Origin of the sequence: Roseivirga sp. BDSF3-8, from assembly GCF_041449215.1 — a bacterium.
In the GTDB taxonomy this organism is placed as follows: Bacteria; Bacteroidota; Bacteroidia; order Cytophagales; family Cyclobacteriaceae; genus JBGNFV01.
The window spans coordinates 4102484-4118716 of sequence record NZ_JBGNFV010000001.1; the positions used below are offsets into that span (position 1 = coordinate 4102484).

The following is a 16233-nucleotide window of genomic DNA, read 5'->3' on the forward strand; positions in this document are numbered from 1 at the left end:
AACTGTATATAGGCGCGGAGGTTTCATGAAAATCTAAAAAAAAGTAGCGGCACCTTAGGTACCGCTACTTTTACTATAAAACATGTAAAGACTTAAGTTTCTATAAACCAGGTAGATCGTTGCCGGGGTAGTTGTTCGGATTCACCAATGTAATGCTGGCACCGAAGCCGGAATTTATCGTTTGAATGAACTGATTGGCTATGAAGGCCGACCCTCTGCCATTAGTATGAACACCGTCCAGGGAGAACCCTCCGTAGGGTGGGGCCAGTTCATTTGTAAGAGGAATGCCCCCCAGGTTAGCGCCGTTTTCGTAGAAATTATTGAAAATATCATACATGTCAATAAGGCGTACCTGCTGGTCATTTTCCGGTACCAAAGATTCGATTATACCATTGAATCCTTCGATGACGCTGCGAATATTTTCGGCTTCCGTTTCAGTTAGGATAAACTGATCGGACATAGGCACCATCGTACCCAGGCCATTCGCCACCGAGTCCTGGGGCAGGCTTAGCAGTACATAGTCACTTCCTGTTAGCATTCTGTATTTCGGCAGCTCTATATTACCGTCGGGAGTAGGCAGGATAACTGTTGGCAGATCCTCGTCTATGATAACCGGGGGATTCAATCCCGGGGTCCAGCTAAGAGAAGGTCTTCGCAGTGCTTCTTTTTCCTCATCACTCAGGTCAGGATTAGCATTCACTTGTGCATTGTAGGCTGCCACCCCATTATTAAAATCCTCGTATCCGGCCCGGAGGGCATCTACATTAGCCTGCGCGAGTGGGATAAAGGCTGAATCGATGGTGGTGAAGTAGGGAGTTCTGGTAACATCCGGTATGTTAGCCACTACACCTCTTACCCCTGGTACATTAGTCAATCTTTCCAATGCCAGATCTATCTGCTGTCCGAATACCAGTTCATCAGTCAGGAGAGCCTCATTACTCGCACCCGTAAGTGCGTAGCCCAGTACATCGTTATTACCTATCCAAAGGGTAAAGAATGTACCGCCGTTTTCCAAGCTGGTCACCGCATCGTCCAGCAATGTGCTGGAACCGGGTGATGAAGCTATTCGTGCATAGTAAGGATTGAAAAGAGGTGTGCCTATAAAAGCCGGATCGCCTAGTCTGGGATCGAAAAGCTGCCCGGTAATGATGCCAGGCACACCGAAGTTATTTAAATCGGCTACATCACCGTTGTATTCGGCCAGAGGAAATTCCCCCTCTAAAGGCTCAGGTTGCTGAGCAGAATTTAGTTTTAGTCTGCCAAGTATCACTCCATTTGCCGGATCGCTAAGTTGCGGAGCAAAACCGTTTTCACTCATAATATCCGGTTGGGTAAATTCCCCTCCGCCCACCAGCCTAAACTGGTTAGCCAGAATATTAGGATAAGAATTTTCCTGTCCGCGATTATACAATGCCGCATCCATAAATCCAGCCGTAATGCTGTTGCCCACAGCCACGTATTTTTCCAGGGATAAGTCACCCGAATCCGGTTCCGTTGTTTCAGGAAAGTCATATGTACACGCCGTGGCAGCAAACAATAATGCGAATGCCACCCGGCTATATCGATAAAGTTTATTCATGGCGGGTATCAGTTCATTAATTCGTCAAAGGTGATAGACACATAGTAAATGGCTCCGATATTAGGGCCACCATAGTTGAGTACATAGCGCTCATTTAGGAGGTTTGAGCCACCTATCTTCACGATAGACTTCATGTCAGGTAGCTTGTAGCTAAGCTGTGCGTCGAAAGTACCTACAGCAGGTACAATACCCTGTGCAAATGAAGATTCGTACAGGAACTCCTCCTGCCAGCGGTAGGTCACCTTAAAGCCGAAGCGGTCTGTTACCTTACGGTTTCCGAAGCCAATGTTGAATTTGTGCTCGGGCGTATTAAACTCAGCAAGGAAGCCCTGCTCCACCAGCGCATCAGCGTCATTCAACCTGTTCCAGTTATAGTTTACGTCAAAGCTATAACCGTCCATGAGACTGTATGTAAGGCCAAATACTGCGCCCTGGGCCGATATGGACTGGTCCACATTCGTATAAGTCTGGAATGTATTCTGATCCGACCCACTCAGCAGCGACTGCGCATTTATTGCGTTCACCGCCACATCACCGGAAGCTTTACGAACCTGCACCTGTGCAATAAAGTCATCGTAGCGATTATAGTAGTAAGCAAAGTCGATCAGCAGATTGTTGTTAAACAGGCCCTTATAGCCGATTTCATAGGCCCGTACTTGTTCCGGCTTCACCGGGTCGAATTCCGCTCTCTCGAGCAGGGCGATATTCGCAGGATCAACAAGAGCTGCTGTAGTGCCGGAATCGGCTACTGCGGCGATATATGTATTTACTGATCGCGCTGTGTAGGCGTTATTAAATATGTCATAGGCTTCGTAGTACTGGGGGAGACCTCCAATCAGGCGGAATGCACCCGTACTCAGGTTGATGTGCTGACCCTGCGTGGTAGGGATACGGAAACCGGTCTGGTAAGACGCACGAATATTATGTGTGCCTTCACCTAAGGTGTAGACTCCCGAAATACGCGGGTTCACCTGTCCGTCGAAGTTTTCATTCTTATCATACCTCACTGAGCCGGTCAGTTTGAACTTATCATCAAACATTCGCTTACCGGCTTGCATATATCCGCCATATTCCTGTATGGTGATGTCATTTCCAGCCGAGTCAGCAAAGATGGTACCGTTAGAGTTAAGCTCATACAGCCTGTAGCTGGCACCTACCTGCAGTTCCAGGGCATCCGTAATGTTCTTAAAGTCATACTGTGCTTCACCATGCCACAGGTTAGTCGCATCGTCAAACTTGGCTCCCTGGGGAATTACTTCGTCCCTGATTTGGTCAGCCGCTTCTTCAAATCCGGCAGTGCCGGGTAATAATCTTCCCTGATCCGCAATCTGCCTGGCAGCCCAGTGTGCAGCCTGGCGCTGCTGCGCCGTACTGGTTCCCGGAGCAATGCCACTTTGCTCCAGGTATCCGAGGTAGCCCCCGAGGTATGTTCCGAACCAGTCAGGGTTACTTTGCCAGGAATTATTCACCTGTAATGCCAGGAAGTCAGCAATATAGCTATCACCTGAGCGCTCTTGCGTGGTATATCCCCTTACAAAGAAGTTATCACTGCGAAGCTCCAGTTTGTATTGGGATATGTTAAAGTTAGACAAGGAGTAACGCTGGGCACCAGTGTATACTGTGGTACCGAAACCGTAGTTCCAGTTGGCAATACCTTCAAGCCTGTCACTGAAGCGATAATGTAGAGCTGCATTAGCCTTAAAGTTTTCTGCACCGTAGTCTACCACACTTTCTTCCAGGTACGGGGTACGTGCCACGACCACATTAGGAATGTCACCCTCGTCAATATAAGGACCATAACCTGCTGCCCGCAGTTGGTCTTCAGCATTAAAGCCTACCAGCGGCATGGCAATAGCGGCATCGTCGCCATAGCCGTGCACCAGGTTAGCGCCGGGATTTTGATAGTAAGTAGAGAGTACATTATCCGGTAAGTCTGCGTACAGTCCCTCACCACCGGGAGGCACGGCGGCTCCGAAGTCACTCGGTCCGCGCTCAGGAAAGCGATCGGAAAGGTCTGTGCCATACCAGTCTTCTGCCTGTGAATAGCTCAGGTTCACCTTAAAAGCAAACTTATTGTTAAAGGCCTTGGCATAACGGATAGCCGCTGTGTACATCGGTTGCGGATTTTCCGGCTCCAGCGAGTTGCCGTTAAAGTGATTCAAACCAAATTTGGCCATAGCACTCAGTCCCTGGTACTGGAAAGGGTTCTTACTGTTTACCAGCAGGATACCATTAAATGCATTAGGACCGTACAGGGCAGAAGAGGCACCTGGAATGTATTCCAGTGTCTCCACATCCAGTTCCGTAGGGCCGTTCAGATTACCCACCGGAAAGTTAAGCGCCGGCGCCTGGCTGTCCATTCCATCGATCAACTGCACAAAGCGCGTATTACCCGTACCGTTAAAGCCACGGCTGTTGATAATCGTAAAGTTGATACTACTCGTAGTAACATCCACACCCTTCAGGTTACCTATACTTTTGTAGTAGTCGTCAGAGGCGGTGTTGCGTATTTCCAGGATGTCCATTTTTTCAATGGAAACCGGAGACTGCAAAATGTTTTCCTCCACACGCGAGGCAGACACCACCACCTCCTGTCCCAGTAATACCTGTTCGGACATCTGCACATTGATGCCCTCAGAAACGGCATCAGTTATCACAAGCTCCTGTGGTTCGAAGCCTACAATGGAATAAACGAGGGTTAGGGGAGGGGCAGAGTTAACTTTCAGGCGGTAGTTGCCTTGTATATCCGTCACCGTTCCCAGCACCTTGCCTTTCACGATAATATTCACACCGATAAGCGGTTCGCCGGTCTCAGCATCGGAAACCTGGCCGGAAACGATAGTTTGTCCCTGGCCAAATCCCTGATAGGTAATGAGCATGAAAACGGCCCATATCGCCAATAGGCGGCTGTAAGTAGTTCTCTTCATATTTAATGGGCTTACGTAAAATTGTCAGACAATAATAGGTTGTTTTAAATATTCTTCATTTTTGATCATCTAAAATACATTTTTTATCTCATTTACCGGCTGCAGGCGTTCTTTTTTGAATAAAAAGGGAAATAGGAAACTAAATGGAAACTGATGGTATACTATTAAATAAAAAAATCCGGCCCCTTTCCGGAGCCGGATCTTATAATATCATACCGGGATCAGCGATCAGATCTTACCCGCCTTTATTTCTTTTTCTACGTGCAGCGCCAGTTTCTCCACCAGCTCATTCGTCTGTTGCGACATAAGCTCGTCCCCTGTCGCATTTAACATGCTTTGAGCCAGGCCGCCCAGGCAGTCGATATAAAACCGCTTCATATCACGTACCTCCATGTCCTTAGCCCAAAGATCTATCCGCATCGTGTTCTTGGCGGCATGATCCCACAGACTTATGCTCACAGACTTGGTCTCGGTCAGCTCAGTAATGCCGCTTTCCGAAGCCTGCCAGAATATCTTTTCAGGTACCCGTTTATCGTCTAGTTCAACCTCGAATTTTATTTCGGATCGTTTCATATTCGGCTATTCGTTCGTTAGTGCCGCAAACTTACGAAAATTTACATTAGTGATTCACCCCCTTTTGTCCTCTTCAGGCAAGGGTAAAATATAAATGGCTGCCTGGTATTACACAGACAGCCATTTTGATAAGTTCTTTCCTCTAAGAATCAGGGAAGCATATTCTTGAAATTATCGTAGCTGGAAGGGTTCAGCGGAGTCGTATCACAGTTAATGTCCTCAGCTTTTGCGTTAATATCCGCCACCCGGTTATCCGGTGAAGGGTGCGTGCTCAGAAACTCAGGTGTACCACTATTTTGCTCTTCTGCTAATAATTTTTCAAAGAACGAAGCAGCCGAATTACACGCGTAGTCCGTATCGGCAAGGTAGTCTACCGAGCGGCTGTCCGCCTCTTCCTCAAACTCCCTGCTAAACCGCAGGCCAGCCAGTCCGCCAGCTATCTGAGCAGCTATCTGCTCCAATGTGCCAGGGTCCTGACCCAGGGCCACACTCAGCAGGATAGATATACCATACTGGCGCTGTAGTTGCCTTGACGTATGGCGCAGGTCCGCATGAGCAATCTCATGGCCCAATACCCCGGCCAGGTCATCTTCTGAGTCCAGGTATTTTATCAGTCCCGTATATATATAAATATATCCGCCCGGCGTAGCAAAGGCATTCAGCACATCATCATCCTGGATGATCTTAATTTCCCATGCAAACTCTTCTTTATAAGCCACTTCATCACTCGCCAGAATTTCATCCAGTATCCCCTCCAGGTAGGTATATGCCTCAGGGTATTGAGACTCGCTCAATACAGGAAACTCCTGTGGATTATTGGCTATTTCCTGTGAAACCTGCTGACCCAGCTCCACATCGTTTTGTACACTGAAAAGGCTCAGGTTATTATTTTTATCACATGCCTGTAAAAAGCACATCAGAACCGCTATTAGCAGTACCGGTAAACGTTTCAGTCGTTTCATAATACTCTTTGGTTGTCTGGCTATCCCCCTTCACCAGAGGCTTTTTTATTAAATTCAACAAGGAATGGGCCTGTTCTGTTAGAAAACCCTCCTGCTGTTCCAGGTAAAATTAGTCAGGTATGTACAAAAACAGGGCCAGAGGTAAGATATTCGTTCAATGTGTGTTCTGCGGCATTGTCAATAGTAGTAAATTTGCCTATCTTCAAATAATAACATCCGCTTACCACTTAATGGATTTATCCAAATTGCGCTTTTTGAGAAGGGCCGTTGCCTTCCTCTCCTTCACTATTGCCATCCTGGCATTTATAAACTTTGCGTTCCGGGTAAGACCTGACAATGATAACCTCACAGAGATCAGCGCTAAGTTTGACGGAGTACAAAACCTGCCCAGCGGCGATGTGGTGCTGGACCTCATGGAGCACAATGGTACCGTCTACATTAAAAGCAGCCTGGCCACTTATTTTGACTCCGCCGCCTTTACCAGTGAAGTAAGAAGTGGGGATGTTTTGTATATGTCTGTGGAAAAAGATGGCTTACGAGACGTAGTTGATTACCATGGCAACATACTATCCCTCCGGACAACAGCTCATACCTACCTTCCCCTGAATCACGCCATGAACGCCTACCGCGATGCCGTTCACAGTGCAAGAAGAGGCTTTATTCAATTTCTTATACTGACTATGGTGCTCCTGGTGCCCGAACTAACGCGCAAGCGCCGGGCAGAACACGCCGATTCCACTATCAGGCCTATCTCCCTTTAGTCCGCAGGGTTTATTCCTCAGGCAGGTCTGCCATTTCACGAAGGTCTGCCGCCACCACCCGGCTCACACTCTCCACCATAGTCACCCCATAGATCACATCCGTACTGGCCATCGTGCGCTTGTTGTGCGTCACTATGATGAACTGAGACTGCTCGCTAAACTTCTTGATGATCTTGTTGAACTTGTCAATATTCGCATCATCAAGCGGCGCGTCCACCTCATCGAATATACAGAACGGTGCTGGCTTAAGCAGGTAAATGGCAAAAAGCAGCGAGGTAGCCGTTAGCGTCTTTTCCCCACCGCTGAGCTGATTAATTGTTAGCGGCCGTTTGCCCTTAGGCTTAGCCATGATCTCTATGCTGCTTTCCAGCGGGCTATCCGGGTCCGTCAGCTTCAGGTCGCACTCGTCCTCTTCAGTAAACAGACTGCGGAATACCTTGATAAAGTTAGCCTTGATCGCTTCAAAAGACTTCAGAAAGTTCTCCTTAGCCACCGTGTCTATCTCATCGATCGTCTGCAGCAAACTGTCCTTAGCCTGGTGCAGGTCTTTTTTCTGCTGGCTGATAAAGGTGTGCCGTTCGCTGATCTCCTCATAGGCTTCCATCGCCATAGGGTTCACCGGCCCTATTTTCTCTATCTTTTGCTTGATGTCCTGTACCCTTTCCTTAAGATCAGCCTCACCCATGCCCTCCTTAGCCTCCTTCTGCTCCTCTGTTTCTTCCGGCAGGTTATCCAGGTCTATTTCGAACTCTACGCTCAGCCTTTCCTTCACCGACGCCAGTGACAGCTTAGCCTCATTCATCTGCTGCTGCAGTTCCATCACCAGCGTGTCCGTATTCTGTAGTTGGTCGCGTAATCCCCTCAGGTCCTTTTCTACCTTATCTATCTGCCCCCGGCTTTCATAGTAGTCCTTTTCCGCCTCATTTACACCCGCCTCTATGCTCTCCTTCTCGTGGTACATTTCCACCAGTTGGTCGTCACCCTCCTCATTGCGGTCCAGCAGTATCTTTACCTCCTCTTCCGTACGCTTCAGTTCGCCCTGGTTTTTCTCAAGGCGCTCCCGGCTGCTTTCAAATGCCGCCTGCTTAAAGCTGATCTCCTGCTCTACACTGTTCACCTTATTCTGCTGCTGATGGAAGAGGATGTTCTGCTGGTTGTAGCGGCTGCTGTTCTGGGTAAGAAGCTCATTTTGTACCACCAGCTCACTGTTCAGCGTGTTCACCCGTTCATCCATCCCCGTGCTCGCTTCCTGCTCCTCACGTACCTTAGGTTCCAGCTCAGCCACCTCATCGACTAGCACCTCAATTTTGTCCTGCATATCCTCACGGCGCGTAGCCGCACTGGTCAGCATTTCAGCCAGTTGCTCCTTTTTAGTACGGATAGAGACATAGTTCTCACTGATACGGTTGATCTCCTTTTGCAGTTCGTCTATCTGCGTTTTTACCGTACTTTCCCGCAGGCTATTAAGCTCTTTTTGCTTCTCCTCCTGTCCCCGTTGGATGTCGCTCAGCTTCTTTTCCAGCGATTTGATCTCCTTCTCCAGTTTCTCCAGGTTCTTGGCCCGCCCTATGCGCTTTCCTTCAAAGAGGCCTACCGAGCCACCGCTTATACTGAAGGGCCTGCGGATCGTACGGCCACTTTCACTGATAAACAGGCAATCAGGATCATCCGGAAACTCATCACGATCCCCCTGCACCAGGTACACCTTATCCAATATATAAGATACCAGGTGACGGTACTTACCATCATATTCCACGATCTCAGTGGCAGGGATCGCATTATTAAAAAGTTTAGGAGCGTGTGGCTTAAACGTGTCAAAACGATCCAGCATGAAGAAGTTAGCCCTTCCGCGGCTTGCTTCGCTCAGCAGGTTTACCGCCTGGTAAGCCTGCGCCTCCGTTTCCACCACAAAGTAGTTCATGTAAGGCTCCAGGTAGTTTTCTATTGTTACCCGGTACTTATCCTCACACGTGATGATGTCCGATAGGAGAGGGGCATCCTTCGCCCATTTGCTGCTCTTTTTAAGAAACTTGATAGCCTCCGGAAAACCCTCCAGATTTTCTACCAGCGATTTCGTAAGGCTATATTCATTCTGCCGCGCATCAAGCTTACGGTTTAGCTGCGTCCGCTCTTCACGGATCATTTCCAGCGTTTTTTCCGTGCTTTCCAGGCGCTCCTGCAAGTGTTCCTCCTGCGCCTTTAGCTTCTCGATCACACTATTTCGCTGATCCAGTTGCTCACGCAGCTCCTGTTCCTTGTCCTCAAAGTCATCAAGGCTCGCCCGCTGCTCACTCGTGTCAGAGGCCGTACGCTCCAGTTCCTGCTTTAGCGAGCTTAGCTGCATCTGCTTTATTTCCAGGCTCTTCTTTAGCTGATACACCTGGTCCTGGCGGCTGCGCTGGCGTTGGGCCAGGTCATTAAGTTCCTCCTGTAGTTGGCTCGTTACACTTTTTTGATCCTCATAAGCCTCAGTATACTCCTCCAGCAGGTTTTCCGTCTCACGTAGTTGCTTCTCAGCCACCTCTTTCTCCTGGCTCAGAGATTGTATACTGAAGTGAGCCCGTTCATTACTTTTCTTATCCTGCTCTATCTGGTCACGCAGGTTGTCCGCCTTATCCGAAAGAAACCTCAGCCGCTCATTTTTGATCTTCTTATCACTCTCCATCTGGCGTATCTTCGCCACATGGTCATTCAGCGTACGCTGCCGGCCGCTTAGCAGCTTCTCCTTTTGCAGCAGGCTGGCCTTTACCTTTTCTATTTCAGCCTCCTTTTCGCTCACCTGGCGTCTCAGGCTCACCTTCAAGTCACTTTCCCCTTCCAGCTTTTTTTGAATATCCCGGGTTTTTTCCCGGGTGCGTTCAATATTCTTCAGCGCCAGACTTACACTAAAGGATTTATACTCCTCCTTCAGTTTAAAATACCGCTTCGCCTGTCTTGCCTGTCGCTCCAGGCTCCGCATATTTTTTTCTATCTCATACAGCAGATCCTCCACCCGGTCCAGGTCAGCATCCGTATCGGCCAGCTTTTTCAGCGTTTCCTTTTTGCGCGTCTTAAATTTGCTGATGCCTGCCGCTTCTTCAAATAGCTGCCGGCGGCTGTTGTCCTTATCATTCAGGATATCATCCACCATTTTCAGCTCGATGATGGCGTAGCTGTTAGTCGCAATACCCGTGTCCATGAAAAGGTTCGTGATGTCCTTCAGGCGGCACACCACCCCATTGAGCAGGTATTCGCTCTCACCAGTGCGGTAATAGCGGCGCGTAATGGTTACCGTCGTGTACTCCGTAGGCAGTATGTTCTTCGTATTATTAAATGTTAGAGACACCTCTGCCAACTGCTGCGCCTTACGGTTCCGTGTACCGTTAAAGATCACATTCTCCATCTTATCCGAGCGCAGCATTCTCGTCTTTTGCTCACCCAGCACCCACCGTATGGCATCCACCACATTGGACTTGCCACAGCCATTAGGGCCCACTATACCCGTAATACCGCGATCAAAATTAATGACAACGCGGTCACCGAAACTTTTGAAGCCTTTGATCTCCAGTCGTGTCAACTCCATACCGCCACAGGATTTAGGTAATTAAGCAATCTACAAAAATATAAAATCTCAGCAATTTTACCCGACTTCTGCAGAGCCCCAAGCGCCGAAAAATCAAGCTTACCACCCAACCGGAAAAAAATTATGTTAATTTAGAGGCGATGGATAATTTCGGCATATTTATATACATAGCCTTTATGATCATTTACGGGATCATGAAGGCCATAAAGAAGAAAAAAGAAGCCAAACAGCCGCCCGTCGTAGGCAAAGGAGCCCGGAAAGATACCGACACAGGATCCAAAGGCTTTGATCTGGAAGAAATACTAGGGGAGGTACTTGGTGAGAAGAAGAAAGAACAGCCGCGGCAGCAGCGCCCTGTTGAAGAGGAAGTGGATGACAGAGACCACATGAACACCTCTCAGAATAGGCAAAAAAGGCGTAAACTGTTTGATGTAGACCCTGACCACCGCAAACCGGAAGAGGACAAGCACGTAAAGCCAGCCAATAAAAGCAGCCGGTATACGTCACTCAACGAGATGGGTAATCAGAAGGCCCAAAAGCTTGATGAACTGGTGTCACTGGACGACCGCACACGCTCTTCCCTTGAGGTAGTCCACCTGGATGATGATGATGATGAAGTAGGCAGCCATGCAGACATCCTGCATGCCCTGCACGACCAGCATGAGTTCAGGAAAGCCTTCATCATGGGGGAAATCATCCGGAAAAAGTACTAACCCCCTTCTTGTTTTGATATACATAAGTCCCTGGTGCATATAGCGGCAGGGATTTTTTTATATCTTTTGAGCAATAAAAGCCTGCCTGCCTTTAAAGAAAAAAACATGAGTTTAAACACCACTGCTGTCCGGTCCGCCAATATCAAAAAACTAACCACAAAAGCCCGGTGGTCCATAGGTCTCTTTCTCATTGCGTATGTACTCCTTTCATTAGCAGCATTTACACTTGTAGCAGGTTGTGTGGCAATTTCTATCTGGGCTGTAAGCACATACCCCTCTGCATTCACCATCTGTGGGGCCATTCTATTAGTCATATTCAGTATCGCAGTGCTTGTATTTACACTCAGGTTCGTATTCGCAAAACATTATCCGCAAACAGGTCACCTGCCGGAGGTTACTGAAAGTGATGAACCTGAGCTATTTGCTTTATTAAGAGAAGTATCTGATGAGGCTAAAACCACCATGCCACATAAAGTATTTCTCTCTCCTGATATCTATGCCGCTATAGTCTTTCCTGTATCCTTCTGGCACTTGTTTTTGCCTGTAAAAAAAAGCCTTGTTGTAGGAGTCGGATTAATAAATACATGTACAGTTCAGGAGCTTAAATCCTTATTGGCTCATGAATTTGGTCATTTTTCACAGGCTAACCTCAAAATTGGGATATATACACATTTGATAGAACAGGGGGCATACAAGTTACTTTATGATAACGCCGATTACTATATGGGATTGGAAGAGCTCGGTGAAGATGACAGGGTAAATAATTTGCTTAGTCAGGCTACCGGGTTTCTGGCAAGAGGCATAGAGTGGGTGCTCAAAAAGCTTCACGGGTATATGGCTGAAAGTTGTCTCGCACTTTCCAGGGAAAATGAGCTGAGGGCAGATGAAATAAGTATTCATATTGCTGGTTCCCGGCCTTTTATCAATTTAAATTTAAGGTCCCGTTTAGCTGAATATACCCTCCAAAAGATCATTGAGCTTTACAGCGTAAAAGCTGGAGAAAAAGTAGCATCGAGCAATATCTATACAGACTTAAAGATAGGATTAAAAGTATTATCACGCTTCAACGGTTACCCCCTGGTAAATGGACTACCCCAGCCAGACCCGGATGAAATCAGGCGTATAAGCCACCAAAGCCTTGTGATTTTGAATCCATGGGATAGTCACCCGGATGACCTTAAGCGGATCAGTCAGGCTGAGAAACTCAACATAGTAAGCGAAATAAATATAGAAGAAACAGCCCCCTCCCTCTTTCGTAACCTGGAGCACTATGAGGAAATGTTTACCTACCGGTATGGAGTAGGCATAGAACCAGATACTCCGGAACAGGTAATATGGGAGGAGCATGAGTTTGCTGATGAACTGGCAAAATTGATTTCTGATAGTGGATACTACGATGAACGGTATAATTACTACTATGACGGATATGTGCCACATAGGTTTGACCTTAATATCCCCCCTGCAACACAGTTATATCCTGATTTTGAGCAATTATTTGCAAAGGACAAGGTGGAGAAAAGGATGAAATATACTGCTCTGACAGAGGATATAAACACCCTTACCCACATTAGTAAAAGAGACATCCCTGTAAAATACTTCTTTTATGATGGGGAGCAGTACCACCACAAAAATGCGGGTAAGCTTGCCGCTGCTATAGGTGAAAAGGCAAAGCATCTGGAAACAGAGATCACTAGTAATGATCAGCAGGTTTACCGGGCATTTCTACATTTAGAAAAAGAATATAACCAGGAAGAAAACCTCACGATCATATATGACAAACTGTTCAGGCTTAAGGAGTATTACCACGATCAAAAAGAACTTGAAGAGAGATTAGATAGAACAGTTGATATGGTGCAGGAAGCTAAAACCGAAAAGGAACTGCAAAATGCATTTATCGAAGTAGAAAAACTTCAACCCAGGTTAAAAGAGCATCTCACCAGCCTCTCTATGGAAGAAACATTTACCAGTTTCCTGTCACAAGCTGAAAAAGAGGCTATAAATTATTACCTGGAAAAGCCCATGAGGTATTATGGAAATGGCATCATCTATAACGAAAATTTAGAAATATTTGTCTCCGTGATAGTATTGCTTAAAAATACATATGTCAAAGCCTTCACCATAACCAGGAGAGCCATAATCGACTATCAGATAGAATTAATGAATAAAGTACCCCCTCAAAAAACTTGAGGCTGCCCCGTGTTTAGGACAGCCTCTTGTGGCTCATTTACTTTAAATAATTTAAAGAGTTCGAGCGTTTATTCTTAATTATCATCTTCTTCACTCGTAGCAGTTGGCTCCGTTCCTGTAGAACTCTCCATTTCACTGCCGTCTTCATCCACCAGTTCCTCGTTGACCGACTCACCACCCTTTGCCGTATTACTATCATCAAAGGGAGTATATTCTGACTCCGTTTTCTGATAGTGCGGCTCCTCGTTCATCGTCTCATATTCAGTGTGCAAGTCTCCGTCCTGCTCATACACAGCTTTATCCTCCACATCATTGCAGGCTACTGCCCAAAAGGCAAATACCATGGCAGGCAGCATCATCAAAAATTTCTTTTTATATGAATATATAAGTCTCATTGCGCTCATTAAATGATTGATTATCAAATCGTTAATTAGGCTCCTATTACAAACAAATAACCCCGGACCTCCCAAAATTGTTTTGAGAAGCCCGGGGTTAGTCCGTAGGGCAAGGCCCTGATTAAGAGCTTAATAGCTCCTTTATGCCTTCTGAAGCCGTATTATCCGGAATACGTGAAGAATACGAACGACAGGATAAGTAGGGTCAAATTCGAACCATTTCACAGCAAAATTAGGACGACTGGGAAGCTTATGGTGGTTGTTCTGGAACAGTTCACCTAGCATCAGTATATCCAGTATCAGGCTATTACGGCTCTTATCCTTATTATCAAAGTTAGAGTACCCGTATTTATGCCCGCTCCAGTTTACAATAGCACCATGAATAGGGCCCATCAGGAAGTGGATAGGCAATAAGAAGTACATGGCCCAGTGTGTGTAAGGTAGTTCAAAGACCGTAATGCTGAAGAAGTAGATAGCTACATATAAGGTACCCCACAGGATACGGCTTACATAAGACCCGCCCACGCGGTCCATCTTCTTCCAGTCAGGAACATTCTTAAGGAAGCGAGGCTCAGCCTTGTCCTTCTCATGAAGGTAAGCATTGTAAATGTTTTTAGTCTTCCACATCATGTCAAAGAGGTTCTTGGCATGGTGAGGACTATGTGGGTCTTTTTCAGTATCGCTGTAGGCATGATGCATCCGGTGCAGGATAGCATAAGCCCTGGGGCTCAGGTAGCTGCTGCCCTGGCAGGCATAGGTGAACATGTAGAAAAAGCGCTCCCAGTTACGTGTCATCGTAAACATTTTGTGAGCTGCGTACCTATGCAGAAAGAAGCTCTGACAAAACAGAGACAGGTACCAGTGCAAAAGGAAAAAGATGATGATTACCACAGATAAAATATTTGTTAAGCCGTAAAAATAATTCTTTTCTTAAATTCTCAACCCTAATCGCCAATGAAAATGCCTTTTACTGAATAATAAAAGCATAAGCAACCAAATTTGCCCCCATTCTAAGGGCTGTTTGCCGTACATCTTCAGGGTCGTTATGAACCGAAGGGTCCTCCCAGCCATCGCCAAGATCACTCTCTACGGAATAGAAACATACCAGCCGCCCCTCATATATGAGCCCGTAACCCTGTGCAGGTTTTCCGTCATGCTCATGAATTTTAGGCAGGCCATTGTCAAAGTTGTATTTCTGATGATATATAGGGTGGTCAAAAGGTATTTCCACAAATTCCAGTTCCGGAAACACCTTCTTCATTTCCAGCCGGACAAATTTATCCAGGCCGTAATTATCGTCAATGTGCAGAAAGCCGCCGGCTACTAAATAGTTACGAAGATTCTCTGCTTCCTGGCTGCTGAAAACCACGTTGCCATGGCCCGTCATATGCACAAAAGGGTAGAGAAACAGCTCCTCGCTGCCCACTTCCACCACATCCTCTTCCGGGTGGATGGAAGTATTCAGGTTTTCATTACAAAAAGCAATGAGATTTGGCAGGCTCGTCTTATTCGCATACCAGTCACCCCCGCCATTATACTTAAGTTTGGCGATCCGCACCTGACCCATCGCATGACCGGCAGCTAACAGACTGCCCAGGCAAATGCACAGGAACAAGGTTTTAGTGAGGATTTGGTTTTTCTGGCTTTTCATGTCAGCGAATATAACGTTCAGCGGCTGCTACCGGTTCTGTTTGAGTTGTTTTCGATTACTTTTTTTACAAAATCTACCCCTATTCCCTTAAAATCACTGATTACCTCATCCGCATGGCTTAGTTCATCAGCCGGATGAGTAGTAGCCAAAGCAATTACCGCAGTCCCTGCACCCCTTGCTGCCTCCATTCCCGCTAGTGCATCTTCAAATACCACACACTGCTCAGGAGAAAGCCCCAGAGCTGCCACAGACTTTTCATAGATCTGAGGGTGAGGTTTGCCCTTAGTTACAGCCCTGTCATCCAAAATGCTGTCAAAGTACTGGCGCAGATCCAGTCCATCGAGAGTAAACACCACATTATCCGTAGGGGCTGAAGTAGCCACGGCCGTAGGTATGCCCTTCTCCCTCAGTAGCTTCAGAAATGCCACGATACCAGGCACCGGCTCCAGGTGAGGGCCGTAAAGTTCACGGTACAGCGCTTCTTTTTCATCAGAGTATTGCTTGACCTTTTCAGCAGGCACAGCTTCGCCAAACACCACCTTAACCACCTCAGCTACCGTCCGGCCATTCATCTTCTCATTGTACTCCTGGTCAGATATTGTCTTTCCGTGCTTTTCTGCAAAAGTTCGCCAACTCTTACGGTGATAAAGGTGGTTGTCCACAATTACACCATCCATGTCAAATATCACACCGATCTTATCCATGCTGCAAGTAATAAAATCTCACTAAAAGGGTAAGCGATAAGTCGTTTTTTTGAGAAACTAAGCCTTTAAATTCATTACCTATCATAAAGCTCACAAGCCTTAACACTCACACCACCTCCTTTTCTATCCTAAGGCACCATTGCAACCCGCTTCACACATATTTGTTGTATTTTTCTGTTATCTTGCCTTTCCCTTCAGCGCGTCCGTTCTTCCACAGTA

12 protein-coding genes are annotated in these 16233 nt (G+C 46.8%); 3 read left to right on the top strand and 9 right to left on the bottom strand.

Going from position 1 to position 16233, the window contains the following annotated elements; all coding sequences use genetic code 11:
• Positions 1-100: 100 nt before the first annotated feature.
• From AB9P05_RS17005 to AB9P05_RS17020, 4 genes are all read right to left on the bottom strand, one after another.
• On the bottom strand, positions 101-1579 hold the full coding sequence (locus AB9P05_RS17005) for a hypothetical protein (RefSeq protein WP_371910031.1): 1479 nt from the start codon (positions 1577-1579) through the stop codon (positions 101-103).
• An 8-nt stretch (positions 1580-1587) separates the two neighbouring features.
• Positions 1588-4506 carry a TonB-dependent receptor gene (locus tag AB9P05_RS17010; protein WP_371910032.1) on the bottom strand — a complete coding sequence of 973 codons (2919 nt, stop codon included), beginning with the start codon at positions 4504-4506 and terminating at the stop codon, positions 1588-1590.
• A gap of 228 nt (positions 4507-4734) precedes the next feature.
• The gene (gene gldC, locus AB9P05_RS17015) at positions 4735-5079 is read right to left on the bottom strand and encodes a gliding motility protein GldC (protein ID WP_371910033.1); all 345 of its coding nucleotides are present in this window, start codon (positions 5077-5079) and stop codon (positions 4735-4737) included.
• Between the two features lie 149 nt (positions 5080-5228).
• Complete coding sequence (locus tag AB9P05_RS17020; protein ID WP_371910034.1) at positions 5229-6041, bottom strand: M48 family metalloprotease; 813 nt, start codon at positions 6039-6041, stop codon at positions 5229-5231.
• Positions 6042-6295: 254 nt separating this feature from the next.
• Here AB9P05_RS17020 and AB9P05_RS17025 point away from each other — a divergent pair, with 254 nt between their 5' ends.
• On the top strand, positions 6296-6802 hold the full coding sequence (locus AB9P05_RS17025) for a hypothetical protein (RefSeq protein WP_371910035.1): 507 nt from the start codon (positions 6296-6298) through the stop codon (positions 6800-6802).
• A gap of 10 nt (positions 6803-6812) precedes the next feature.
• On the opposite strand, the gene smc is transcribed toward AB9P05_RS17025, so the two are convergent.
• Positions 6813-10364, bottom strand: a complete 3552-nt coding sequence (gene smc, locus AB9P05_RS17030) for a chromosome segregation protein SMC (protein ID WP_371910036.1) — start codon at positions 10362-10364, stop codon at positions 6813-6815.
• A 176-nt stretch (positions 10365-10540) separates the two neighbouring features.
• Here smc and AB9P05_RS17035 point away from each other — a divergent pair, with 176 nt between their 5' ends.
• A complete protein-coding gene (locus AB9P05_RS17035; RefSeq protein ID WP_371910037.1) occupies positions 10541-11077 on the top strand; it encodes a hypothetical protein in 537 nt (178 codons plus the stop codon).
• Between the two features lie 105 nt (positions 11078-11182).
• Complete coding sequence (locus AB9P05_RS17040; protein WP_371910038.1) at positions 11183-13264, top strand: M48 family metallopeptidase; 2082 nt, start codon at positions 11183-11185, stop codon at positions 13262-13264.
• A gap of 74 nt (positions 13265-13338) precedes the next feature.
• Here AB9P05_RS17040 and AB9P05_RS17045 read toward each other — a convergent pair whose 3' ends face one another.
• The 4 genes from AB9P05_RS17045 to AB9P05_RS17060 all read right to left on the bottom strand — a co-directional run bounded on the left by AB9P05_RS17045 (position 13339) and on the right by AB9P05_RS17060 (position 16014).
• Entirely contained in the window at positions 13339-13659 is a 321-nt protein-coding gene (locus AB9P05_RS17045; protein ID WP_371910039.1) for a hypothetical protein, read from the bottom strand.
• A 141-nt stretch (positions 13660-13800) separates the two neighbouring features.
• Positions 13801-14550, bottom strand: coding sequence for an acyl-CoA desaturase (locus AB9P05_RS17050; protein ID WP_371910040.1), 750 nt, complete (start codon positions 14548-14550; stop codon positions 13801-13803).
• 76 nt (positions 14551-14626) lie between these two features.
• A complete protein-coding gene (locus tag AB9P05_RS17055; RefSeq protein ID WP_371910041.1) occupies positions 14627-15310 on the bottom strand; it encodes a DUF4159 domain-containing protein in 684 nt (227 codons plus the stop codon).
• A 17-nt stretch (positions 15311-15327) separates the two neighbouring features.
• Entirely contained in the window at positions 15328-16014 is a 687-nt protein-coding gene (locus AB9P05_RS17060; RefSeq protein ID WP_371910042.1) for an HAD family hydrolase, read from the bottom strand.
• Positions 16015-16233 lie beyond the last annotated feature (219 nt).